Below are 21,610 nucleotides of genomic sequence, written 5' to 3'. Positions count from 1 at the left end.
AATGAATATATTGCATATATCAGATATACATTTTCGCAGAAAGTATGAGGCCTGCGATGAAGGCTATAAAGGGATGCTCGCAAAGATGCAAAATCCGCTTATTCCGTTGGAGCAATGCTTGAAGCAGCTTCAGCAGCAAACAGTGCTGGATCTAGTGATCATTAGCGGTGATTTAACCGAGGATGGCGAGGTAGAAGATTATCGCTATTTACGGGATTGGCTGAAAAATTTTTTAGGAGACACCAAAGTCGTTGTTACTTTAGGAAATCACGATATCAAGGAACATTTTCGAGTCGGCTGGTGTAATGAACCAGCCTCCGCTGAGCCGTATAATCAAGTAGAATATCTACCTGACTTCACCGTGATTGCTTTTGACAATTCATGCTATGGGCATGCGGATGGTATTGTGGATGAGCAGCAATTTCAGTGGCTGGAAAAAACGTTGGAACGGGAGAAAAACCAGCCGATTGTTTTAGTAACCCACCATCATTTGCTGGCACATCAAAGCAGTATTCCAGAATGGCCGGGAGCTGAACGTTTCCTGCAGCTGATCGCTCCCTACAACATTAGCTGCATACTAAATGGTCACACCCACCATACTTTTAACGACGACATCGCCGGTATCCCCTATTTTACAGTGTCCAGCATGTCTTTTGTCGGCGAGGACGAAGGGGATGGTCTTGTACGGTTTGAAGAACGTCACGGCTATAATCTTTACCACCTTCAACAGGGTCGAGTGACGCAGCAAACAACAGAGAATTTTCTTTCAGGCCATGTTCTGAAGACTCTTGATATGAGTAAATAATCAAGTTGGAGAAGAGACCGAACAGCGACAGCTTCTTCGGTCTCTTCTGTATTATTGTAAAAAAACTACTATGAAGAAAGGAGAAGCCAAAATGAAAATTACTTTTCTTGAAACCAGCGATATGCATGGCTATGTTTCTCCCACAGATTATTCTGGTAAAGAGGCGTTAGCCCTTGGCGCGGCTAAAATATCCGCAAAATTGAAAGAGCTTCGATCAAAAGCGGAAGGCCCAGTGATTACGATTGAGAATGGCGATTTCATACAAGGCTCCCCCTTGAGCTACTACCTGGCCAAAGAAAAACATTCAGCCAAGGAACTAACCGATCTGATCAATAGGATGCATTATGACGTTCAAGTCATCGGGAATCATGAGTTTAACTACGGAATTGACTATTTAAAAGAAGCGATTGAAAATTATACTGCGCCTGTTCTAGCGGCGAATGTCTTAAATCATACAGGCCAGCCGTATTTCGGCAAGGCCTATACGATTATCGAAAAAGCTGGAATAAAGATCGCTGTTTTGGGACTAACTACGCAGTATATCCCCCATTGGGAAAAACCAGAAACCCTTAAAGGCATGGTTTTTGAAAGCATCGTTGATACTGCAAAGAAGTACATTCCTCTCTTGAAGCAGCAGGCAGATTTGGTCGTGGTCAGTTATCACGGCGGTTTTGAAAAGGAACTCTCCACGGGTGAGGCGACTGAAGCACTGACTGGTGAAAATGAAGGATATGCCTTACTGCAGGAGGTTGCTGGAATTGATGCCCTTTTCACTGGGCATCAGCACCGAACCATCGCGGCAAAAATCAACGGCGTTCAAATTGTGCAGCCGGGGTATCGAGGAAATCATATTGGAGAAATTCAGTTAACGGTAGAAAAAAATGGCGATCAGGCTGTTGTCGTTGACAGCTGTGCCGCGCTGCATTCTGTGGAGGCGGTGAAGCCTGATCCTGAAATTCTCTCAGTGATCAGACCAGTTGAAGCAGAACTGGAAAGCTGGCTGAATCAAACTTTAGGTGAAGTGTCAGGCGATATGCGCATTCTCGATCCAATGCAGGCACGCATTGAGGAGCATCCATACGTCGAGTTTATTAATCGCGTCCAACTATTCGCCAGCGGTGCAAAAATCTCTGGTACAGCGCTCTTCAATAATGATGGAAAAGGATTTGGCAAGACGATTACGATGCGGGATGTCATTACCAACTACATCTATCCCAACACCTTAGCGGTCATTAAAATCAATGGGGCCGAATTACGATCCGCACTGGAGCAGACCGCGAATTATCTTGCGGTGGAAAATGGTCGGATCGTGTTCAATCCCGCGTTTATCCATCCTAAACCACAATATTATAATTATGATATGTATGAAGGCATTGATTACACGATCGATATGAGCCGGCCGGCTGGTCAGCGGATAACACGGCTTGACTTTCAAGGCAAGCCAATTACTTTAGAGCAAGAGCTAGAAGTTGTGACGAATCAATACCGCGCGATCGGCGGCGGAAATTATAGGATATTCCGTGCAGAAAAAATCGTGCGGGAAATCCCAATCGATATGACTGAACTTATCGCAGAATACTTAAAAGCCCACCCAGTCATCAAAGCAGAAGTGAATCATAACTTCCAAGTGCGCCTGTAAAATTAAAAACGGTCAGTCGTAATCTCCCACAGGATTTTATGACTGGCCGTTTTTTTATTTTCTGAATTGTGCATCATATAATTGGCGGTACGTTCCACCTTTTGCCATTAATTCTTCGTGAGTCCCCTGTTCGAGGATTCCTTCAGAGCTAACAACGACGATTCGGGTCGCATGCTTGATCGAAGCTAAACGATGGGCAATGATCATGGTGGTCCGTCCTTTTGCTAAGGAATTCAAGGAATCCTGAATCACCTGTTCTGTTTCCGTGTCCAAAGCGGAGGTCGCTTCATCTAAAATCAGAATCGGCGGATTTTTCAGAAACATTCGAGCAATCGCCACTCGCTGCTTTTGTCCTCCGGAAAGCTTAACGCCGCGTTCACCGATCTGGGTATTGATTCCCTCAGGCATTTTATCTAAAACACCCTCCAGATGGGCCAATTTGGCTGCCGTCAGGATCTCTTCTTCACTGGCGTCCAATCGACCATAAGCAATGTTTTCGCGAATGCTTCCTGGAAACAGGAAAACATCCTGCTGGACGATCCCGATTTGATTTCGCAAGGAGGCTAGTGTCATTTCTCGAATATCTAGCTGATCGATAGTGATTCGTCCATCCGTCACCTCATAAAAACGCGGCAGCAAATTACACAAGGTGGTCTTTCCAGAGCCGCTTTGCCCGACAAAAGCTACGGTTTCGCCTGTTTTGATGGTCAGATTCACATGATTCAATACTTTTTTTCCATCCCCATAGGAAAAGGATACGTTCTCATAATGAATATCTCCTGATAACTGTGTCACCTTCACCGCATTTGGCTGATCGACAATCGTGGGCTTTTTATCTAATTCCTCTGTGAGCCGTTTGAATCCTGCGATCCCCTTTGGATAGCTTTCGATCATAGTGTTGACCTTTTCGATCGGACGAACAAAAACATTCGCAAGGAGAATGAACCCGACAAATTGACCGTTCGTCAATTCCCCTTTGATCACATAATAAGAGCCAAAAATCAGTGTGAACAAATTGATTAAACGAATCAACAAGTAGTTATACGCTGAGCTGACGGCCATTATTCGGTAAAATAGAATCTTTGATTTTCGATAGGCCTCACTTAACCCGCCAAATCGATGGTATTCATACTCCTCATTAGCAAAGGATTGTGTTACTCGAATCCCACTGACAGAAGCCTCCACTCCCGCGTTAAATTCACCTAAATCCTCATAAATACGCGTATTTACATTGGTCATCTTCTTATTGAAAAAGACTAAAGCAACCGTGATTAGCGGCAATACGGCAAAGGTTGCGATCGCTAATTTTACATGTGTGTTGAGCATCAGCAAAAACGCCCCCACCAATGTCATCACTGTAATAAAAACATCCTCTGGACCATGATGAGCGACCTCTGATATTTCAAACAAATCGGTGGTCAAACGACTGATCAGCTTCCCAGTTTTTTGGTTGTCATAATATTCATATGGTTGAGTTTGTAAATGGGCAAATAATTCCCGGCGCATATCCGTCTCAATATTGACCCCCAGCTGATGACCAAAAAATACGACAATATATTGCAGGACCGTATTTAATACATAAAATAGAAAAAGAGCGAAGCAGGCCAGTAGAATGACACGAAATTCCTTTTGCGGCATGATCTTATCAATCACCTGATTGACCGCAACTGGAAAGGCCAGCTCTAGCAGACCCGCAAATACAGCACAGGTAAAATCTAATAGAAACAATCCTTTATAAGGACGATAATAACTAAAAAAACGCTTTAACATTGTTGAAACTCCTTTATGATCATTCAAAATTCGGTTACAGGAAGCTGAGCGAGGCCACCTCCACCCACTCATTCTCCAGCCAGAGACTCACCTCATCAAAGCAAAAATTCTCCTTTGACGGCTCCTTAAATAAAATAATCTTGATCTTTTTGTTATGAATAAGATTTTGCATCAGACAATAGGTCAGTTCGGAAAAGCTTGCCGCACCAATACGACCTGACACACCATTTTTATCTTGATTGAATAAAAAAAAGATATCGGCTGCTTCAATATTTTTAAAGAAGCTCGTCAAAATTTGAGGGTACTCTGCTGTTAGGTTCTGACTGAATCGCGGATAATCAATCACGTCAACTCCTTTATCCTTAAAATCTTTTTGCAGCTGCAGATAGTCTTCTTGAAAAACAGTACTGCCTGAAATAATAGCTTTCATCGACTCACCTTTCCTTGATACAGTTTAAAACAAGTAGACCATCACAAGAGGATCACGTATGAAAGCTCTGGGATGACTTAGGAGAATTTCTCCGCTCGATTGGTTTTGTCAATAAAATCAAGAATCGCTTGATTAACAAAATCTCCATTACCCTCAATCGTATGTCCACCGGTCTCACAAATCGCGGTATCCGCATCAGTTACTCGTTGAATGACTTTATCTATCGCTTCATAGTTTGCCATGGGATCATCTTTTGCATGGCAAACTAAGACTGGTACATTCAGCTGCTCTAACGGATAGTCCTCGTAGTTTAAGGTCATATCTGTATTAGTGATTTCACTATCTGCCTTGACTCCTTTTCGTCTTGGTGTTGCAGGCAGCATCGTTTCAAAAAGAGTATTTGTCACAACTCTTGAACCCATCATGTGATTGAAAATAAAGCCAAAATGTTTCATCGTAAACCACATGATAAAGTCATTCACGATAATTGGCGGGGGACCTTGTAGGCCCATCGCCTTCACCTCATCTGGTGACCTCTTTTTATCAGGTGCTCCGGAAGATAAAAGGATGATGCCTTTTACTCGATGCGGGTGCTCCAAAGCCATGCGCAAGGTTGCTGCTCCACCTGCTGATGTTCCCAAAACATAACTTTTTTCAATTTTTAGTTGATCCAGCAGTTCTACAAAGGCCTTAGCCTGATTTTTCGGTGTGGGTTCCTGAGGCAGCTCTGTCCCTACATAGCCGAAACGTGAGGGGGAAATTTTTCGTTGTCGATCTCCTACTACTTGCCGCAGACTTGTCAATCCTTGATCATAGCCGCCAAAAATTCCATGAGAGATGATCATCGCTTCACCAGAACCTTCATCCAGATAGGTCATTTTCCCAAAGCTAGTATTAATGGACTTCACCTCATAGTGATTCAAACGCTCATAGGCAGCTTTAATGTCACTTCTAAATCGATAGCCTTCAAAACAGATGAACGCAAAAAGTACAATTAGTAATAAGTATACTGACACACCTTTTCTCCTTTTTTCCCATTTTTATAAGTATAACAAATATCTAGTAAACATTTTATCGAAAAAAAACTGCTGATAATCATCTTACCAGCAGCCTTTATTATTTAACCTTCTTTAGGAAATCGAACAGTAAAGGTCGTGCCCTGATCCTTCTCACTAAAAACATCGATTGAACCTCTATGCAATCGCACCAGTTCCTTCACGATCGATAAACCAAGCCCTGACTCCCCTAATTTTGTGTTTTTTCGGGACGGATCTGCTTTAAAATAGCGATCCCAGATATTTTTTTGCTCCTCTTCCGTCATGCCGATGCCATTGTCCTCAACGGAGATGAGGACATCTGAATCTGTTTCCTTTAAAACTATTTTTATTTCCCCATTTTTGGTAAATTGAATCGCATTTTGAATGATGTTCACCATGATCTGAATAAACCGATCATGATCCGCGTAAATAGCAACCGTCTCCTCATTTAATAAAACAATCTGATCATTCATTGACTCTGCCTTTTTGCCTAATTGAGCGATGATATTTTTGATCGCTTCTGTTCCATTAAACGTAGTAGCAGATAGTGTAATTTGCTGACTTCGAATATTTTCGAAGTCTAGATTTTGCTTCACTAATCGAATCAAGCGGTCCGTTTCGTTTTGCATCAATGAAACAGCTTTTTCTTTTTGGCTCTCTGGGATCGCCCCATACTCAAAGCCCTCCAATAATCCTTTGATTGTGGTCAATGGTGTTCGCATTTCGTGTGAGGTATTCGCCATAAACTGTTTCCGTAATTCTTCCTGCCGAATAATTTCCTTTTCATTCTCCTGCAAAGCGACTGCCATTTTATTAAAATCATGCGCCAGCTCGTTGAATTCGTCTTTATTGTCCTTTTCCTCGATCTCGATTTCGTAGTTTCCATTCGCGATCTGATTGACTGCGCGTTTTAAGTCATTTATTTTCTTCACCTGTCTAGCCGCAAGGCCAAAACTGATCGCTCCGCCAAACAATGATGAAATGATAAATCCTTTTAATAAATTATCCGAAATCAGTTTTTCACTAGCTGATTTTGATGCAATGAGTACGCCGTTAAATTCATTGGAAACAGAGCGATTCGAAAGAACATAGGAGGTCTGATTAGGCTTTCCATCAAGATCATACTTGATGGTTTTAGAGATGTTTCCCCCTTGTTTGAGCTGTTCCCATTCCCAATCATCTAATAAGGATTTTTGAAGCTCCTTGTTGTTCTTTGGATAAATAATATTTTTTTGACTATCAATGAATACAAACTTGATCTGTTGATTCGCTAATACTTGCTCTGCATTAAACAGATAATAGGGTAGTATCTCTTCCCTGCTTAAGTTGCCATAGGGTTCGGAAAAAGAATCGGATAAATCTGTATGAAAACCATTTAACGTGGCATTGACAGATTTTATATACTTCATCATCTCATTATAGTTCTGATCAGCTAATGTCCGCTTATTAATATTCGTAAATGATACATTGATCAAAACCAAGGTTAAAATAATAAGCAGCCAAAAAGCTAATAACTGCTGATACAAATATCTCATAGGAAGCCTCTTCTATTCAGTTTATTGATTACCCTTACAATAACTTATTATTAAATTAAAATCTCATAGTTCATTGAATTTTCAAAGAATATTCCTATTTAAATAATACCTGTTCTCTTTTTCGTCGGTCAATGAGCAGCGATTTGGTTATCGGCCAAGTTCAACTGTTCTAGTCCACCATAGAATGCTACACTTATAGCAACTAATATGGATTTTGAGGTGTCGATATGATGTTTAATGAAGCAGAATTGGATTCTGCCTTGCAATTAAAAAAAGCTGTACGTGCTCAAACGCCGCTGGAATCAGCGGAAATTCACTCCTATTTAGCAAAATCAGAAATCATCGCCGCGATTTTAGCAGCCCCTTACCGGACAGATACCTTCACCGGTTTACGCAAGCTGGAGTTTTTGCTGGCTGAACTTTCTGAGATACCTGCTTTTGAGTGTTTGGATCAAGTTCAAACGATGCTTGAGACGCTTCATCACTTTGTGGATACTCCGGATGGCTTTTCACTAACGGGGAAAAACGATGGCATTTTGGCTTGTCATCATGCAATTTGTACCCTTATTTTTCTGCGGGCTGGAAAAAAACAATGGGCGGAAAAGGGCCTTCAATGGATACTTACCTATTTTCCATTCGATAAAAATGAACCCTCCAGTTGGCATGGAGCGGACCTTTTTCAGCGGTTTGGCGGATGTGTCGGCAAATCACCTTGTTATGACGGTCTTGTAAAATCAGTTAAGGTGCTTTCTGAATACTCGCAAAAATATGGTGATTTCCCTGGACTTCAAGCAAAATTACAGCAGGGACTGGACTATATCCTGAAGCATCGTGTGATTTTTCATCAAAACAACCAGGACTATTTATATGAGGATCTGATCACACTCTTTTATCCCTACCCCTATCGGACAAATATCATAGAAGTATTAGGAGTTATGAAAACAGAGAAGCTGTTAGGGCAGCCTGAGTGTCGCGAAGCCCTAGAATATTTGAAGGCAAAGCAAACTAAACAAGGCTGCTGGCAAGCGGAAAAGATTTTTATGAAGAGCTCTTGGGTAGCCTTTGATCCGGTAAAGAAACCGGGAGCATGGATTACTGACGAAATTGAATGGCTTTTATCCGATGAATGATCGCACAAAAAAGAGACTTTAATGACGTGAAAATAGTCATTAAAGTCTCTTCTGTTCAAGCTAATGGCTTAAATGATAATATTCCTCTTCCATCCGCTGCATTCTTTCCCGTTCCTTCTTGTTGTACCACGGAGACACAGTGAAGGCTAAAACATCATTGATCAAATAGACCGAGCTGTTTACAAACATTGCCAAGCTTGCCGAACCGTGTCTGAAGGAAATGTACCAAAGAACCATCTGAGAAAGACCTGAAGCCAGCCACCAAAAATATTGATTATTGTAACGCAGGAAGCTGATAATTCCTGCACTTAAACTAATTGAAAAGGCGATGGCATCGATCCACGGGCGAGGATCGTCGGTAAATCTTTGGATCAAATAGCCAGAAACAAAGTAGACGATGATCGTACTGATGAGTGCGACGAACCATGTTTTTCCAGTAAACCTACGGATTTTCGACGCCATGTTGTGGTTCCATTCCTTGCTTAACAGTACGGGAATATCCAATGTGATCATATACGCGATCTGTTCGCCGATACTCAAATAATTCTTGGCTGAGTAGCCGACATAAATGAAGCAAATCGCGGAAATAATTCCTAAAATACCATTGACCGATTTCGCTGCATTAATAGAAAGAATACATAATACCCCTAAAGTCGTTCCGATAAATGTGATCACCGTGAGCAGTGTGATCGGCTGATTGACTAAGGTCATCACCTGGCAGCCTAAACTAAAGAAAAATAAATAGTAATTTTGTTGTGGCCAGCCTTTTAATTGGTGAAGTAAAAATTTGAAATAAGTGAACATAATTGGCTCCTTCTAGAAAACGGTCGTTCTTTATTTGTTCAAAAAAATTGAAATACTAAAAAATGCCTTTTTCAATCGTTTCTTTTGAATAATAGTTTGAGTTTTGGAACTCAAGCAGGTTTAATTTGTTCGTTTCTTCCTTGATCTGCTTAATAACTGCCTCCGCTGCCTGCGGATCAGCTACAAAATCATAGCGATCCCCATCGATTTGGATTTTTGGACAGATTTCAAAGCTGTCATACCACTTCTCATATCGTTCATTGACCATTCGATAATAGTCGAATAATTCAGGGTTCGCCGCGATTTGTTCATAGTCGCGTCCGCGTTTTTCGATCCGCTCCAGCATCACGTCAAAGGAAACTTTGATATGGACCAATAAGTCAGGTCTTTTTTTAGGTGCTGTATGCTCTAACTCCTTCAGCATCGTGTCTAACAAGTTGTCGTATTGCAGCACCTCCTCTTGACTTACTCGGCCAAGATCCGCATTTAAATGAAAAAGCAGACTATCCTCATAAATCGAGCGATCCAGCACGTTATCGGCTTGCTGCAAGGCATCTTTCATAGCCAAGAAACGTTTATTTAAAAAGAATATCTGCAACAGAAACGTATATTTTTCCGGATTTGAGTAAAACAATGGCAGTACTTCGTTATCGTCCACGTTCTCATAAAATGGTCTTGAGTTCATTTCCTGTGATAACATGTCTGTCAGACTGCTTTTCCCAGCTCCGATCGTACCAGCTATCAATAGCATCGTTTCATCCATCCCTTCATAGTAAACTAAATTTTTCTTTCAAATCCTTGATAATAGTACTCCTAAATTTTTTCATTGTAAAGACTAGATTTTGTGTGTTTTTCGTGATAAGACAAAATACAACACAATATATTGTGTTTTCGGATTTACGAATATGAAGGTGATTACTTTACTGATTTGTAGAGTAAATAAAAAAGTCAAACGATCAAAATACTTTCAATAATGAAAGTGAAATGACCGTTTGGCTTTCTTTTTGTTAAGTATTTTTGAGAAATACTTTTGTATTGTTAATTAATAATCAAACTGACGGTAATAACGACGAATATCTAAAGGATGACAATTTAACTTTTCAACATGCGCATCAATCCGTTGAGTCACACAATGCATCAATAGATGCGGTAAGACTCTGCCGCGATTTTTTTCGCTGATCCCTTCAATTGGATAATCCTTTGAATCGATAAACGTGTAGTTTCCACAAATGCGCGGCAATAGATTTTTTACTCGTTCTGCCAATGGACGCTGTTCGTCTTCTCCTAGGAATAAGGTTACAGGAGTTGTTTCATCAACGATCTCCAACGTGCCGTGCAAGAATTCTGCAGCATGGATTGACTTAGAACGAAGCCAGCTTTGCTCTTCCCAATAGCACATCGCATAAGAGTAAACCGCTCCCCATTGATTTCCGGCTCCGATAAAATAGTGCATGTCATCGTGACGATGTTTTTCTGCGAATTCTCGTCCGAAGTCCTCCGCTTGTTTTTCTGCTTCAACCAAGCCTTTAGGTAAATATTGTTCTAATTCTGCATAATATTCAGCATAGTCAGGGAAATCTCCATTTTTCTCCAGCAAACGATCTGCAGCCATAAAGAATTTGATTTGTTCCGTTCCCGGTGCTGGATAAGTGATCACATGGTCACAGCTTTCTGCCAAGCTCGTTCCTGCTGTGTCGATGAAGCCAAGTAATGTTGCTCCGACTTTTTTCATCTCAGCGACTGCCTTCACAACTTCTTCGGTTGTTCCTGTCACAGATGAAAGAATGACCAATGAGTCTTTCGTCAGTCTGCGATTTCCAGTTGTATAGTATTCTGCAGCATGCTGTACATAAACAGGCAGATCACTGCGTCCGTTCATATAGGTAACCGCCTGCATAGCTGAAGCGTAGGTTCCGCCAATTCCTAAATAGAAGATATTGTCATAGCCCTTTTCCCAAACCTCATCAATAATTTTTTCTACCTGCGGACGTAATTCCAATGCGCCTTGAATATCCTCAATCTGCTGCTGTTCATTAAATTTTAACATGTCTAAAACTCCTTAAATTTTATATTTTGCTTTTTAAAACTGAGTCAAAATCATCAAAAATCCGTTTACTCAAATCAATTCCTTTTGCCGTAGCTGTACGATAGGCCAGCAGCTGGAATGGAATAATTAATAGTAATGGAGAGAAGCACTCCGAAAGAGTGACATCTAAGCCCAGAACATCCTTGTCAGCACTTTTATCCGTCGTTATCTTCAACACTTTTCCAACATAGCTGTCCATGTACTCCGCCAGTGCTTGTGACCGGCTTTGATTCACACTAGGTGTCTCAATGAAGAATAATGTATGCGCCCAATCAGCCTCTAAGTAAGGACCATGCATATAGGACTCCAGCTCAAAGCCTTGACTCGGACGCCGAACAGTTTCTGTGAACTTCGTCTCAAATTCCTTCGCTGTTCCCCAGTTTGGACCATAGCCTAATGCGACAAATCGGCCGCCCAGCTTTAATAGGTTCTCTTGCTGTTCAAAAAAGGCATTGGATTTATTGATGACCGTTTCAATCTGGCTGATTGCTTCCTGCAGCTCTTGTGTCAGCTCGGATAATCGCTGTTCATCGATCAGGTTCTTTGAAATCCCCACTTTAATCGCAAGCAGCATCAGCTGTAATAAGGTTGCTGAAAATCCTTTAGTGACAAAACCGACTGTTTCGATTCCCATATTCAAATCGAGCACTTGATCAACTACTTGAGCGATCGGACTTTCTAAGTCACTAGTTAAGACAAGCTGTTGAATGTTACGATCACTGAATTTTTTCATGGCATCAATCGTCGATGCACTTTTTCCACTTTGAGAAACACCGATGATTGTGTCAGTTCCGCTGATCAGCCGGCCGTAATGGTTAAAATTGTACGGCTCTTCAATTACAATAGTGACATCAGCGATCCTTTCAAACGCCAGCTTGGCGGACAAGCAAGCATTATAGGAGGAGCCTGTAGCGAGAATCGTCACGGTGTTCATTTTTGCCAGTTTATGATCACTTGAGAAATCATAGTCGTTTAAAATTTTTGTTAATGCTTCCTGCTCTTGATTGATATAATCAAGCATGGTCATTGCTGCCATCTTATCCCTCCATTTCTAAAAGAAGCCGATCCATGAACCAAGGATTCCAAAAAGAGCCAAGCCAAGTAAAATCGTCAACGCCTTTACTTCCTTTTTAAGCAGATAGAATACTGCTCCGAAAGCCCCAAGCGACAAGATTCTTGGTACGATATCATCAAAAATACTTTGAACGGTCACGGCATTTTCCCCAGAGCCGATTTTCAACGGGATATTAATATCGATCATTGATGCAGTCATTCCGCCAACAACCATTAGCCCGATGATTGACGCTCCTAACGTCAAGCTGCCCATCATACCGTTTTCCTGGATTTTCTTTAAGAATCCTGTCCCCAGCTTATACCCCCAAGAGGTTCCAAAATAACGGAATAGCAAGTGAGGAGTATTAAAAATCAGGACGAACAAGATGGGTCCCAAGATGTTTCCCTGCATGGCTAGAGAAGTTCCTACCCCCGTAGCGATCAGGCGCAAGGTGCCCCAGAAGAATGAATCACCAATACCTGCCAGTGGTCCCATCAATGATGTTTTGATATTATCGATGGTTGAAACATCGAAATTGGCGTCATTCGCATTTTCCTCTTCCATCGCCGCGTTGATCCCTAAAATCAAGGTCACGATATGCGGTGTAGTATTAAAGAATTCCAAATGTCGTTTCAACGCCCCAGCCATACTTTCTTTCGTTTTGTACAGCTTCTTCAAAATCGGGATCATCGCGTAACAATAAGCAAGATTCATCTGACGTTCATAATTCCAGGAAAACTCCATTTGGAAGGACCGCCAAAATACCTTCTTCAAATCCTTCTTAGTGATTTTCAACTCATTATTCTCATTAGAAGTCATCATCATCAACTACCTCCCCTGTTGAAGTTTGAGCACTATTATTCTGCCCACCGCGCACATTCATAATATTCACCACAACTACCGCTACAATTGCTCCAAAAATCGCGATTCCAGTTACCGGAATTTCTAAGTAGGCAGCTAGAGCAAAGCCTAAGAAGAAGTATGGAGCAACTTGTTTGTTGATCAAAAGACGCGCCAGCATCGCGAATCCTAGTGCTGGGATCAAACCAGTAGCCACTGACAGTCCATGCTGAATAAAGTCAGGAATCATGTCCAATAAATTACCGATTGTTTTACTGCCTACCATAAATGAGATCATAACGACTAAGCCCAGCATCAAGGAAAGGCCGAAGCCGGCCGTTAAATGCATCCGTTCGACCCCTTTGTAGTTCCCATCTTCAGCGTATTTATCAGCCTTTTGGTTCATGATTGGAATCAAAATTCCAAGATAGATATTTTTCAAAATCAATGTCAGCGTCGCAATTGGCAAGCCCAGCAGCAACGCTGTCTCTGTCCCGGCACCAGCCGTGATGGCAAAGGCCGTTCCTAAAACGCCGCCTGTAACAACATCTGGAGGAATCGCTGCTCCTACAGAGAAAGAACCAATGAATGCTAATTCCAATGTTGCTCCCATAATAATTCCAGCCTTTATATCGCCTAATACGATTCCGGTAAATAAACCTGTAACAATTGGACGAGACAAAAGGGAGGTGCCTAATGCGTACTCAGACTGAGCGATAAATGCAACTAACCCAAGTAAAATTGCTTGAATGAGCATATTTTTTCAACCTTTCTTTTTTAAAGAACTTCAGTAACAGCCACTTTTTTATCTGTCGGAACTTGTCGAATCTCTACTTCCAAACCCTGGTCCACCAATTCCTTCAGCAGAACTTCCTCTTCAGGCAAAACATTGACTGCTTTTCCAATGCTCCGCGTGCCCTCTTTGGCTTTGATTCCGCCTAAGTTGATTTTTTGAATGTGGGGATATGCATCGGCTAATTTTTTTGCGTCAGCAATTGATTCCACTACGATAAATAATTTATATTTATCTGTTACCCCGCTTTGCAATGCTGCGATGGAATCCTCAATATTTTTGATCACTAATTTTACGCCCTGCGGTTTTGCCAGCTTGATAGTGGTTTTGCGCAGCTCATTTGTTGGTACATCATCATTTGCAATCAGAATGCAGTCTGCTCCTAAACCTTGCGTCCATGAAAATGCCACTTGCCCATGAAGTAACCGATGATCCACTCTTGTCAATAAAATCATTTTTATCCCTCCATTTTCTATTGCTTTAAAATTCCTCTTCTTCTATTTCGCCGCTAATTAATTGATTGCAAAATTGAATCGTCTGCTTTGATGTTTCCAGTGATGCTTCAATCAGCTGAGGAAGTGATTCAGCATTCTTGAGCTGCATGGCCAATTCAACCAGAAATGGCAAGTTCATCCCTGCAACTAAATAAAAATTTGAACGATCCATATGTGCTAAAAACTCATTATTCACACTGCCGCCGAATAAGTCCGTTACGACAACCAATTCATACTCACGGTAACGCTCCAGCAGGCCATTTACTTCTTTTTCTAAATCAAAGCCTTCGGTCAAATAGCAATCCAACGTTTCGATCTTGATAGGGTTTCCGCAGATCAGCCCCAAAGAAGAATGGATTCCTGACGCTAACTTCCCATGTGATGCTAGAACCAGCATTCTTTCCACTACTTTTCACCTCTCAATCTTCTCTACACTTAAATAAAAGCAAGCGGTGTGCCAACTTTAGTGGCGCACCGCTTGCTTTTTTAAAATTCTTCATCTTTCATCGTGGTATCTGCATTCTTATAGACAATATCAAAAATGTAGGCGATCTCAGAATCAGGGATCGTGACACTATAATCCTTTTCAATGACACTAAAAGCTTGTTTGATAATTTCCAGCATGTCTTTTTGACACTGATACAAATCATGATAACCCTCATAGGTTTCAATCGGAACATTTCGAATCAAACGCTCGATTAAACAGCTGACATGAACATACAGCGCCAGCTTCTTAGCGTTAGAAAGCTGGATTCTCCCAGCTAACTCCAAATCCCGCATAAATAGATCGATCTCACTCATGACCTTATCCGTATCCAGGATCGTGACAGAATCAATCACCTTCTCCAGAGAAAAATTGCGGATCACATTCCTATTGAAAATCTGATTTTCTTCTGCGGTCATCACTGGGGCTAACCATTCAGTCAAGACCTTCTGTTCATCTCCTGAGATCAGCTCTTCTAAGGACAGGTAAGGCATTTCTGGAATCAGCGGGTCATCTGTTCCGATGATCCCTAGCACGTCATAGACAGAAAAGACAGTCTCTTCTGATTTTTTCTCTTCCAATACGCGATATTCATATGGCAATATCTTTAATTCACATGTGCTGGGCAGACTTTTTTCGAGTAAATGGCAAATCTGGGTTGCTGTTCCAATCCCCGTTTGGCAAGTCGTCAATAATGCTTTGGTTCGATTTTCCTCAGGATAAATAATTTCCCAATCAAAAACGGCTTCAGCCGCTGATTTACTTGCCAGCTCATTCAAGGTGCGCTGATGCTTGATATTTTCTCCGATAGCAATCGCTAACGGTGTCGTCACATTGTTCATAATCACGATTGGAACATTGATTTGTTTTGGAAAATATTGATAAATTTCCTTGAGACTGCCCATATCTACCAGAATGACCAGCCCATTAGAGATGTCGTTGTTTTCGCTATAATCCAAAATTTCTTCGGCGATTTGCTGAGGAGTTACATCTAAAGGCATATCAAACGATTCAAAAATATCATTTTCTAAAAAACGATTCGCCACATTGGCAATACTGCTGGCAGTCGCATAGCCATGAGCGACGATTACGGCTTTCGCCATACCCTGTTCCTTCGTCCAATCCGCTTTCTTCAAATACAAGGTCAAAACGATTCGATCCATTGCTGATACCTCGATATCTATTTTTGGGCGGCACAATTCCAAGATACGCTCCACATAATGATAACTCGCTGGATAGGCCTCGGATATCTGTCGTTCCAGCTGACGGATCAGCTCCATGATTTGAATGTCCTCTGATAGCCAGCGATTAGAGCCTCTTTGGAACAAGTAATAGCCGACAGCATACACACTGTTTCCGTTGAACTTGACCTGGTAAGCACTTTCCATTTGCCGAAAGGTTTCTCGAACATACTGTGTTAAGTACAGCAGCATCTCATGCTTTTGCTGGCGATCTGTTTCAAAAAGCAGATAGTCGAACAATTGATCCACGATTTCTTTTAGCTTCAAGTGACAATCAGTCAGCTCTCCTTGAGATTTCTGATATTCCAGAATCACTTTAGTAAATGAATCTTCCACTCTTTTTTGACTTTGAGTATTTGCCAGCATCAAGTTATCTAATCTGGACTCACTTGTGATCACCACTTCTTCTGGCAACGAGGTCTGCAGATTCTGACTGCTTGCAGAGAGTAACGATTCAGGCAGGTGATAAATCGTCAGCTTGATTTGCTGCTGATCATTGGCTTCGGAAAGGGCCTGTGCTGCCATTACCTTGATAATATTTTTTAACTCACCGATGTTCCCTTTAAAGCTTCCGCTTGCTAACAATTCAAGGGTTTGTCCAGTAATCATCAGTTGTCGTTTGATTTTCACCTGCTCGTTGATTAAGAAGGAATAAATCAATTCCAGGCGTTCATTCCTGGCCCTTTGCTGTAATGAAGGAATAGTTACTTGGATAGGAATCCGTCGAATAAACGTATTCAGAAAATTACTAGTCAGCTCCTCCGTCGTCGCAAAAAATAGCCTCGTACTTACAGTAATCGGATGAGCAGTATCCCCCATTCGATAAATTTCTCCTTGATCCAAATAAGTAAATAATTTTTCCTGCCCTTCAGCATTTAAACGATGGACCTCATCCAAAAATAAAATCCCGCCATCGGCTGCTTCAAAAGCGCCTTTACGATCCGACTCGGCCCCGGTATAGGCACCCTTCACGCTTCCAAAGAGATTGCTGGTCAACAGCTCGGGGTTATTGGCATATTGCGCGCAATTTAACGTAATGAATGGGGCATCTTCGGGCAGAAGCTCATTTTGAATACAATAGTGATGAATTAGCTTGACCAAATAGCTCTTTCCCGTCCCGCTTTCACCATTGATCAAAACCGGCAAGCCGCCATCCGGATAATTGAGAGCTGCCTTGATCTGCTCAATGACGCGATTCAAGCTTTTATCATGCCCGATCAGCAAAGAAAAGAAGTCCTGCTCCTTACCAAACATTGGCTGTTCCGACAAAATCGTCTGAACGCTTTCATAATAATTTGCCCTCAAGCTAAAAAATTGCTTTTCAAAGGCCCCCTTATGAAAATAATAGACTGGACGAGAATTTATTTTTACAAGTTCCCCGCTTTCGGTCAGCTGATTTAAGTACTGACTCACCGTATTTCTTTTTACGCTAAAAATTTCAGCGAGCTTAGAAGCGGTGAACAATTCGCTAAGGTCCTCTAAATTGAGAAAAGCGGTTTGATTTTTTAAATAATTCAATAATTCTTCTTTCATGCCATCTCCCCCTTCTCTTTATAATAAAAAAAGCAAATATAAAGTCAATCCTAGTTTTTCCTTTTCAACAGCTTTCTTACTATATTATTAGGCAATAAGCATGCCAGACACTGTCCGTAGCTTGATTCGTGATTCTGTACAGACTATTTCGATCAGCTTCAACAGTTTAGCGGCCTTCCTGAACTGTTGAAGAAAGTGTTGATGAAACAGTACCATCAATGAAGCTGCCTTAAAATTGTTAAAAAAATAGGAGTAATCATCTTCAAAATGATCACTCCTAAACTTTTTGTTGACTCCATGTGCTGCTAAAACTCTTTCTTTCCAAGGATTCTAAATGATAGAAAATAGGAAAGAATACATAGAATCCCTGCAGCTGTTGTTCCTGCTGCCAACATCAGCCATAGCGGTGCATTAGTGATACGTTGTAAAATCATGTCGATATCAATGCTAAGTCTCTCAACCAATGATCTTCCTAAGAAAGCGAAAAAGAAAATTACACCCATCACGAGAATCATAATCATTCTGCTCTTTTCTTCCCCAAACTTAAAATATATTGGCATCATCAAGCTGATATAGAACAAACCAGCGATAAAAAGGCTGAACAATATAATACTGAAGGCTTCAAGATTGACCGACTTTCCTTGAATTCCAGTCATAATAAAAACTATTGCTATCGATAACAATAAAGCAACAATCGAACCGATAATTGCCAACGAGTATTTTTGGACAATATATTTTTTTCGAGAGATTGGTAAAGTAAATAGAAAAGTCAATCCATGGTTCATCTCATCATAAGTAACTGTAGTAAAAATCAATGTTACAAAGAAAAAGAGCATCAATGATGGAACAATCGACAAACTTTCGAGATTATAAGCGTTCATCACAGTCAGAAAAATGATCGCCAAAAAGAATAATTTTTGCTTTGCGAGCAAGCGGAGATCCTTAATATATAAACCTTTCATTCTAATTCCCTCCCATCAGCATAAGGACGATTTCATCGATATTGGCCTTTTCTATTACAATGTCTGGATAATTTTCATGATAGAACCGTCGTTGCTTCGTTAAGCAGCGATAACCGAAGCTAGCAGGTAGTGCCTTTTCAATATGCGCCTTATCCAGTTCATAATATTGATCGGTCGTTAATTTCAAAATACCATAATCATCCAATAATACATCAGTATCCTCATTAAGGACGATTTTTCCTTGATCAATAAAATACAAGGAATCACAAAGTTGTTCTAAATCCGTTGAAATATGCGAGCTAATCAAAATACTGCGAGATTCATCCTGCTCCAGATACTCTTGCAGCAGGGTTAAGATTTCTCCACGAGCAATAACATCCAAACCGGCTGTTGGTTCATCTAAGATCAGCAGCTCTGCATTATGACTGATCGCCACTAAAATATTTAGACGAGCCTTCATGCCAGTGGAAAATTCTTTTAGCGGCTTATCTAAAGGCAGCTGAAATTCAATGCATTTCTCCAGAAAAAAAGCTTTTTCAAATTGAGGGTAAAAATTTTTAAGCATCGAAATAATTTCCTTAATGGAAAAAAACTCATTAAAGCTCGAATCTGCTAATGAAACGCCTAAACGTTGTCGATCTTTGGCAGTAACTTTATGAATCGGTTTTTCGAAAAGTTCTACTGTTCCTCCCTCATGAGTAACTAACCCCAAAGCGATTTTAAAAGCGGTACTTTTTCCTGCACCATTTCGTCCAACTAAACCAACGATTTCACCTTTCTGAAGTGTCAAAGAACAGTCTAATCTGAAATCTTGATAGTCTTTTTTTACATTTTTTAGTGTAAGCATTATGATTCCTCCAGTATTAGTTCCATAAGTTCCTTCAACTCTTGATCACTTAATCCAACCAAACGTGCTTTCGTGATAATTCCTTCAAGCTCATCCTGTATTCCTTTAAGCTGCTCTTCCCACTTTAACGATGGATCTACTCCGCAAACAAAGCTTCCCTTCCCATGTACAGTTGTAATCATTCCTTCTTGATCCAAAGCATCATAGGCTTTTTTTACTGTGAGTGCACTGATTTTCAGTTCTTTCGCCAAAGTTCGTACAGATGGCAATGAATCGTTCTCTTTCAATTCTCCCTGAATGATCGCCGCTTTTACTTGTTCTACTAACTGTTCATAGATGGGGGTCATTGACGAGTGCTGAATAATTAGTTTCATGAGAATCCACCTCTTCATAAACAGTGTATAACAGTATATATCAGTTTGTCAATATTGAAATGAAGCGATTCCCCACCATCATTTGAAACATTTTATAGAAAGACAGAACAGGATCTGCCAAAATAGAGCTAGAAAATTAAATTTCCTGTCACACTTACTGTTTTAATTTGTCTAATTAATAAAGGAGGTTAAAAAATGGATATCGACCAAGAGAAACGATTCGTCCACTCTTCATTGAATGGAGATGCTGACTCTTTGACAGAGTTGCTAAATGAAGTAAAAGACAGCGTGTTCAATCTTTCCCTGCGGATGTTAGGAAATGTCTTTGACGCTGAGGATGCTACGCAAGAGATTTTGTTAAAAGCTATTTCAAGCCTCTCCTCCTTTAAACAGCAAAGTCGTTTCAGTACCTGGGTGTACCGGATTGCGATCAATCATTTAATAAACGATCAAAAAAAGCGTACCTTTCGGGAACAGTTGACTTTTGACGTTATGCAAAAAGACCTTGAGCGACCTATACCAGCTTATGATGAGTCCTTCAATGAAATCGAGCAAGATGAGCTAGCTCAAGAATTGAAACTCTCGTGTACAAACATCATGCTTCAATGCTTGACTCCACAAGATCGTTGTCTCTTCATTTTAGGAACGATGTTCAAAATGAACAGTCAATTCGCGGGTGAACTCCTACAGATGACTCCCGCTGCTTATCGAAAAAGGCTTTCCCGAATCCGCGAAAAAATGGGGAATTTTTTAGAGACCAACTGTGGGCTTGCTGGTGGGAGATGCGACTGTAAAAAAAGAGTCCCCTTCGCTCTTCAGCAGAAGCGGGTTCAGCCATCGCGGCTCGACTATTCAACCATGATACAGCTGGAGCAAGCAGAGATTCTTCAACAGAAAAGCAATATGGAGTATCTAGATGAGCAAACGCTTCTATTTGAAGCACTGTCTCATTATCAGTCCGCGTTTGATCCTCAGCAGTTTTTAAAAGAATTATTGGTATCAAAGCAGTTATCAGAATTAACGAAGGAGAATACGGTCTATGACATATGAAAAAATGTTTGATTACTTATCTAATTTGGAAAAGAATAATAACCGAGATTGGTTCCATGAAACAAAGCAAGAACGAACGACAGTTATTGAAGCGTTTAATCAATTAGTAGATGCCTTGTCACAGGCGCTTCATGAGAAAGATCCAGAAATACCGCTGATTCCAGCAAAAAATCTAACCTTTAAACTGAACCGCGATACACGCTTTAGTCATGATAAAGCACCTTATAATTCCGTTTTGCGGGCACATATCGGTCCCAAGGGCAAGCTGCCGATTCCCTGCGGCTATTTCCTTTTCCTAAAACCAAACAACCAATCTTTTTTAGGCGGCGGACTATTTGCGGATATGTTTTCAGAAGCTACTGAGCTTATTCGTCAAGCACTGTTGGAACGCGAAGCAGAATTTCTATCGATCATCGAAAACCCCACTTTTAAGAAATATTATCGCGTAATGGGTAAGCAATTAAAACGGATGCCGCGGGGATATGAAGCTTATGCGGATTCGCCTGTTGCTGAGTTCTTAAAATACAAGAGCATGTATTTGGAGCTTTCTTTGACTGATCAGGAAATTCTCACGTCAGATAACTTTATCACTGAAACCGTCGAAAAATTTCTATTAATGAAAGAATTCAATCAGTTCCTAAATACGGCGCTAGTGGATTTCCATTTTCCAGAACGTAAATAAGAAAAGTCGAACGCTCATAT

Annotated in this window: 21 protein-coding genes; 5 read left to right on the top strand and 16 right to left on the bottom strand. The window is 40.9% G+C overall.

Annotated elements, in window-relative coordinates:
- The first annotated feature begins 1 nt into the window (after window position 1).
- Both JZO85_RS09030 and JZO85_RS09025 read left to right on the top strand, forming a co-directional pair.
- Window positions 2-805 (top strand): metallophosphoesterase family protein, encoded by an 804-nt coding sequence (locus JZO85_RS09030; protein WP_207108182.1) that lies wholly within the window; start codon window positions 2-4, stop codon window positions 803-805.
- 91 nt (window positions 806-896) lie between these two features.
- Window positions 897-2,444, top strand: coding sequence for a bifunctional metallophosphatase/5'-nucleotidase (locus tag JZO85_RS09025; RefSeq protein WP_207108181.1), 1,548 nt, complete (start codon window positions 897-899; stop codon window positions 2,442-2,444).
- Between the two features lie 54 nt (window positions 2,445-2,498).
- Here JZO85_RS09025 and JZO85_RS09020 read toward each other — a convergent pair whose 3' ends face one another.
- From JZO85_RS09020 to JZO85_RS09005, 4 genes are all read right to left on the bottom strand, one after another.
- Window positions 2,499-4,214, bottom strand: a complete 1,716-nt coding sequence (locus JZO85_RS09020; RefSeq protein WP_207108180.1) for an ABC transporter ATP-binding protein — start codon at window positions 4,212-4,214, stop codon at window positions 2,499-2,501.
- A gap of 34 nt (window positions 4,215-4,248) precedes the next feature.
- Window positions 4,249-4,644 carry a hypothetical protein gene (locus tag JZO85_RS09015; RefSeq protein ID WP_207108179.1) on the bottom strand — a complete coding sequence of 132 codons (396 nt, stop codon included), beginning with the start codon at window positions 4,642-4,644 and terminating at the stop codon, window positions 4,249-4,251.
- A 77-nt stretch (window positions 4,645-4,721) separates the two neighbouring features.
- On the bottom strand, window positions 4,722-5,660 hold the full coding sequence (locus tag JZO85_RS09010; protein WP_207108178.1) for an alpha/beta fold hydrolase: 939 nt from the start codon (window positions 5,658-5,660) through the stop codon (window positions 4,722-4,724).
- Window positions 5,661-5,764: 104 nt separating this feature from the next.
- Window positions 5,765-7,216: a sensor histidine kinase gene (locus tag JZO85_RS09005; RefSeq protein ID WP_207108177.1), complete on the bottom strand. Its 1,452-nt coding sequence runs from the start codon at window positions 7,214-7,216 to the stop codon at window positions 5,765-5,767.
- Window positions 7,217-7,443: 227 nt separating this feature from the next.
- On the opposite strand from JZO85_RS09005, the gene JZO85_RS09000 reads away from it, so the two are divergent.
- Window positions 7,444-8,346, top strand: coding sequence for a hypothetical protein (locus JZO85_RS09000; protein WP_207108176.1), 903 nt, complete (start codon window positions 7,444-7,446; stop codon window positions 8,344-8,346).
- Window positions 8,347-8,406: 60 nt separating this feature from the next.
- Here JZO85_RS09000 and pnuC read toward each other — a convergent pair whose 3' ends face one another.
- The 12 genes from pnuC to JZO85_RS08940 all read right to left on the bottom strand — a co-directional run bounded on the left by pnuC (window position 8,407) and on the right by JZO85_RS08940 (window position 19,858).
- Window positions 8,407-9,150 (bottom strand): nicotinamide riboside transporter PnuC, encoded by a 744-nt coding sequence (pnuC, locus tag JZO85_RS08995; RefSeq protein WP_207108175.1) that lies wholly within the window; start codon window positions 9,148-9,150, stop codon window positions 8,407-8,409.
- A gap of 55 nt (window positions 9,151-9,205) precedes the next feature.
- Complete coding sequence (locus JZO85_RS08990) at window positions 9,206-9,913, bottom strand: deoxynucleoside kinase (protein ID WP_207108174.1); 708 nt, start codon at window positions 9,911-9,913, stop codon at window positions 9,206-9,208.
- A 279-nt stretch (window positions 9,914-10,192) separates the two neighbouring features.
- Complete coding sequence (locus JZO85_RS08985; protein WP_207108173.1) at window positions 10,193-11,197, bottom strand: SIS domain-containing protein; 1,005 nt, start codon at window positions 11,195-11,197, stop codon at window positions 10,193-10,195.
- A gap of 19 nt (window positions 11,198-11,216) precedes the next feature.
- Complete coding sequence (locus JZO85_RS08980) at window positions 11,217-12,272, bottom strand: SIS domain-containing protein (RefSeq protein ID WP_207108172.1); 1,056 nt, start codon at window positions 12,270-12,272, stop codon at window positions 11,217-11,219.
- A 15-nt stretch (window positions 12,273-12,287) separates the two neighbouring features.
- Window positions 12,288-13,115: a PTS system mannose/fructose/sorbose family transporter subunit IID gene (locus tag JZO85_RS08975; RefSeq protein WP_430732913.1), complete on the bottom strand. Its 828-nt coding sequence runs from the start codon at window positions 13,113-13,115 to the stop codon at window positions 12,288-12,290.
- Window positions 13,099-13,887 (bottom strand): PTS mannose/fructose/sorbose/N-acetylgalactosamine transporter subunit IIC, encoded by a 789-nt coding sequence (locus JZO85_RS08970; protein WP_207108171.1) that lies wholly within the window; start codon window positions 13,885-13,887, stop codon window positions 13,099-13,101. Before JZO85_RS08970 ends, JZO85_RS08975 begins: the two co-directional genes overlap by 17 nt.
- A 20-nt stretch (window positions 13,888-13,907) precedes the next feature.
- Complete coding sequence (locus JZO85_RS08965; RefSeq protein WP_207108170.1) at window positions 13,908-14,378, bottom strand: PTS sugar transporter subunit IIB; 471 nt, start codon at window positions 14,376-14,378, stop codon at window positions 13,908-13,910.
- A gap of 25 nt (window positions 14,379-14,403) precedes the next feature.
- Entirely contained in the window at window positions 14,404-14,823 is a 420-nt protein-coding gene (locus JZO85_RS08960) for a PTS sugar transporter subunit IIA domain-containing protein (RefSeq protein ID WP_207108169.1), read from the bottom strand.
- 80 nt (window positions 14,824-14,903) lie between these two features.
- On the bottom strand, window positions 14,904-17,675 hold the full coding sequence (locus tag JZO85_RS08955; RefSeq protein WP_207108168.1) for a sigma-54-dependent transcriptional regulator: 2,772 nt from the start codon (window positions 17,673-17,675) through the stop codon (window positions 14,904-14,906).
- Window positions 17,676-17,980: 305 nt separating this feature from the next.
- Window positions 17,981-18,637, bottom strand: a complete 657-nt coding sequence (locus tag JZO85_RS08950) for an ABC-2 transporter permease (protein ID WP_207108167.1) — start codon at window positions 18,635-18,637, stop codon at window positions 17,981-17,983.
- A 1-nt stretch (window position 18,638) separates the two neighbouring features.
- Window positions 18,639-19,484, bottom strand: a complete 846-nt coding sequence (locus JZO85_RS08945) for an ABC transporter ATP-binding protein (RefSeq protein ID WP_207108166.1) — start codon at window positions 19,482-19,484, stop codon at window positions 18,639-18,641.
- The gene (locus JZO85_RS08940; protein ID WP_207108165.1) at window positions 19,484-19,858 is read right to left on the bottom strand and encodes a GntR family transcriptional regulator; all 375 of its coding nucleotides are present in this window, start codon (window positions 19,856-19,858) and stop codon (window positions 19,484-19,486) included. The genes JZO85_RS08945 and JZO85_RS08940 overlap by 1 nt, the downstream gene beginning before the upstream one ends.
- Before the next feature lie 195 nt (window positions 19,859-20,053).
- Between JZO85_RS08940 and JZO85_RS08935 the strand changes: the two genes are divergently transcribed.
- Window positions 20,054-20,908 (top strand): RNA polymerase sigma factor, encoded by an 855-nt coding sequence (locus tag JZO85_RS08935; protein ID WP_207108164.1) that lies wholly within the window; start codon window positions 20,054-20,056, stop codon window positions 20,906-20,908.
- Window positions 20,898-21,590 (top strand): DUF2461 domain-containing protein, encoded by a 693-nt coding sequence (locus JZO85_RS08930; protein WP_207108163.1) that lies wholly within the window; start codon window positions 20,898-20,900, stop codon window positions 21,588-21,590. The genes JZO85_RS08935 and JZO85_RS08930 overlap by 11 nt, the downstream gene beginning before the upstream one ends.
- The last annotated feature ends 20 nt before the right edge of the window (window positions 21,591-21,610 follow it).

It is taken from the genome of Candidatus Enterococcus murrayae, from assembly GCF_017315985.1.
GTDB lineage: Bacteria > Bacillota > Bacilli > Lactobacillales > Enterococcaceae > Enterococcus_A > Enterococcus_A murrayae.
This window is presented reverse-complemented; position numbering and strand designations above follow the sequence as displayed.

What these genes read in the sequence shown, in the direction of transcription:
- JZO85_RS09030 (WP_207108182.1), top strand. Translation starts at nt 2, where the DNA reads ATGAATATATTGCATATATCAGATATACATTTTCGCAGAAAGTATGAG.
- JZO85_RS09025 (WP_207108181.1), top strand. Translation starts at nt 897, where the DNA reads ATGAAAATTACTTTTCTTGAAACCAGCGATATGCATGGCTATGTTTCT.
- JZO85_RS09020 (WP_207108180.1), bottom strand. Translation starts at nt 4,214, where the DNA reads ATGTTAAAGCGTTTTTTTAGTTATTATCGTCCTTATAAAGGATTGTTT.
- JZO85_RS09015 (WP_207108179.1), bottom strand. Translation starts at nt 4,644, where the DNA reads ATGAAAGCTATTATTTCAGGCAGTACTGTTTTTCAAGAAGACTATCTG.
- JZO85_RS09005 (WP_207108177.1), bottom strand. Translation starts at nt 7,216, where the DNA reads ATGAGATATTTGTATCAGCAGTTATTAGCTTTTTGGCTGCTTATTATT.
- JZO85_RS09000 (WP_207108176.1), top strand. Translation starts at nt 7,444, where the DNA reads ATGATGTTTAATGAAGCAGAATTGGATTCTGCCTTGCAATTAAAAAAA.
- pnuC (WP_207108175.1), bottom strand. Translation starts at nt 9,150, where the DNA reads ATGTTCACTTATTTCAAATTTTTACTTCACCAATTAAAAGGCTGGCCA.
- JZO85_RS08990 (WP_207108174.1), bottom strand. Translation starts at nt 9,913, where the DNA reads ATGGATGAAACGATGCTATTGATAGCTGGTACGATCGGAGCTGGGAAA.
- JZO85_RS08985 (WP_207108173.1), bottom strand. Translation starts at nt 11,197, where the DNA reads ATGTTAAAATTTAATGAACAGCAGCAGATTGAGGATATTCAAGGCGCA.
- JZO85_RS08980 (WP_207108172.1), bottom strand. Translation starts at nt 12,272, where the DNA reads ATGGCAGCAATGACCATGCTTGATTATATCAATCAAGAGCAGGAAGCA.
- JZO85_RS08975 (WP_430732913.1), bottom strand. Translation starts at nt 13,115, where the DNA reads ATGATGATGACTTCTAATGAGAATAATGAGTTGAAAATCACTAAGAAG.
- JZO85_RS08970 (WP_207108171.1), bottom strand. Translation starts at nt 13,887, where the DNA reads ATGCTCATTCAAGCAATTTTACTTGGGTTAGTTGCATTTATCGCTCAG.
- JZO85_RS08965 (WP_207108170.1), bottom strand. Translation starts at nt 14,378, where the DNA reads ATGATTTTATTGACAAGAGTGGATCATCGGTTACTTCATGGGCAAGTG.
- JZO85_RS08955 (WP_207108168.1), bottom strand. Translation starts at nt 17,675, where the DNA reads ATGAAAGAAGAATTATTGAATTATTTAAAAAATCAAACCGCTTTTCTC.
- JZO85_RS08950 (WP_207108167.1), bottom strand. Translation starts at nt 18,637, where the DNA reads ATGAAAGGTTTATATATTAAGGATCTCCGCTTGCTCGCAAAGCAAAAA.
- JZO85_RS08945 (WP_207108166.1), bottom strand. Translation starts at nt 19,484, where the DNA reads ATGCTTACACTAAAAAATGTAAAAAAAGACTATCAAGATTTCAGATTA.
- JZO85_RS08940 (WP_207108165.1), bottom strand. Translation starts at nt 19,858, where the DNA reads ATGAAACTAATTATTCAGCACTCGTCAATGACCCCCATCTATGAACAG.
- JZO85_RS08935 (WP_207108164.1), top strand. Translation starts at nt 20,054, where the DNA reads ATGGATATCGACCAAGAGAAACGATTCGTCCACTCTTCATTGAATGGA.
- JZO85_RS08930 (WP_207108163.1), top strand. Translation starts at nt 20,898, where the DNA reads ATGACATATGAAAAAATGTTTGATTACTTATCTAATTTGGAAAAGAAT.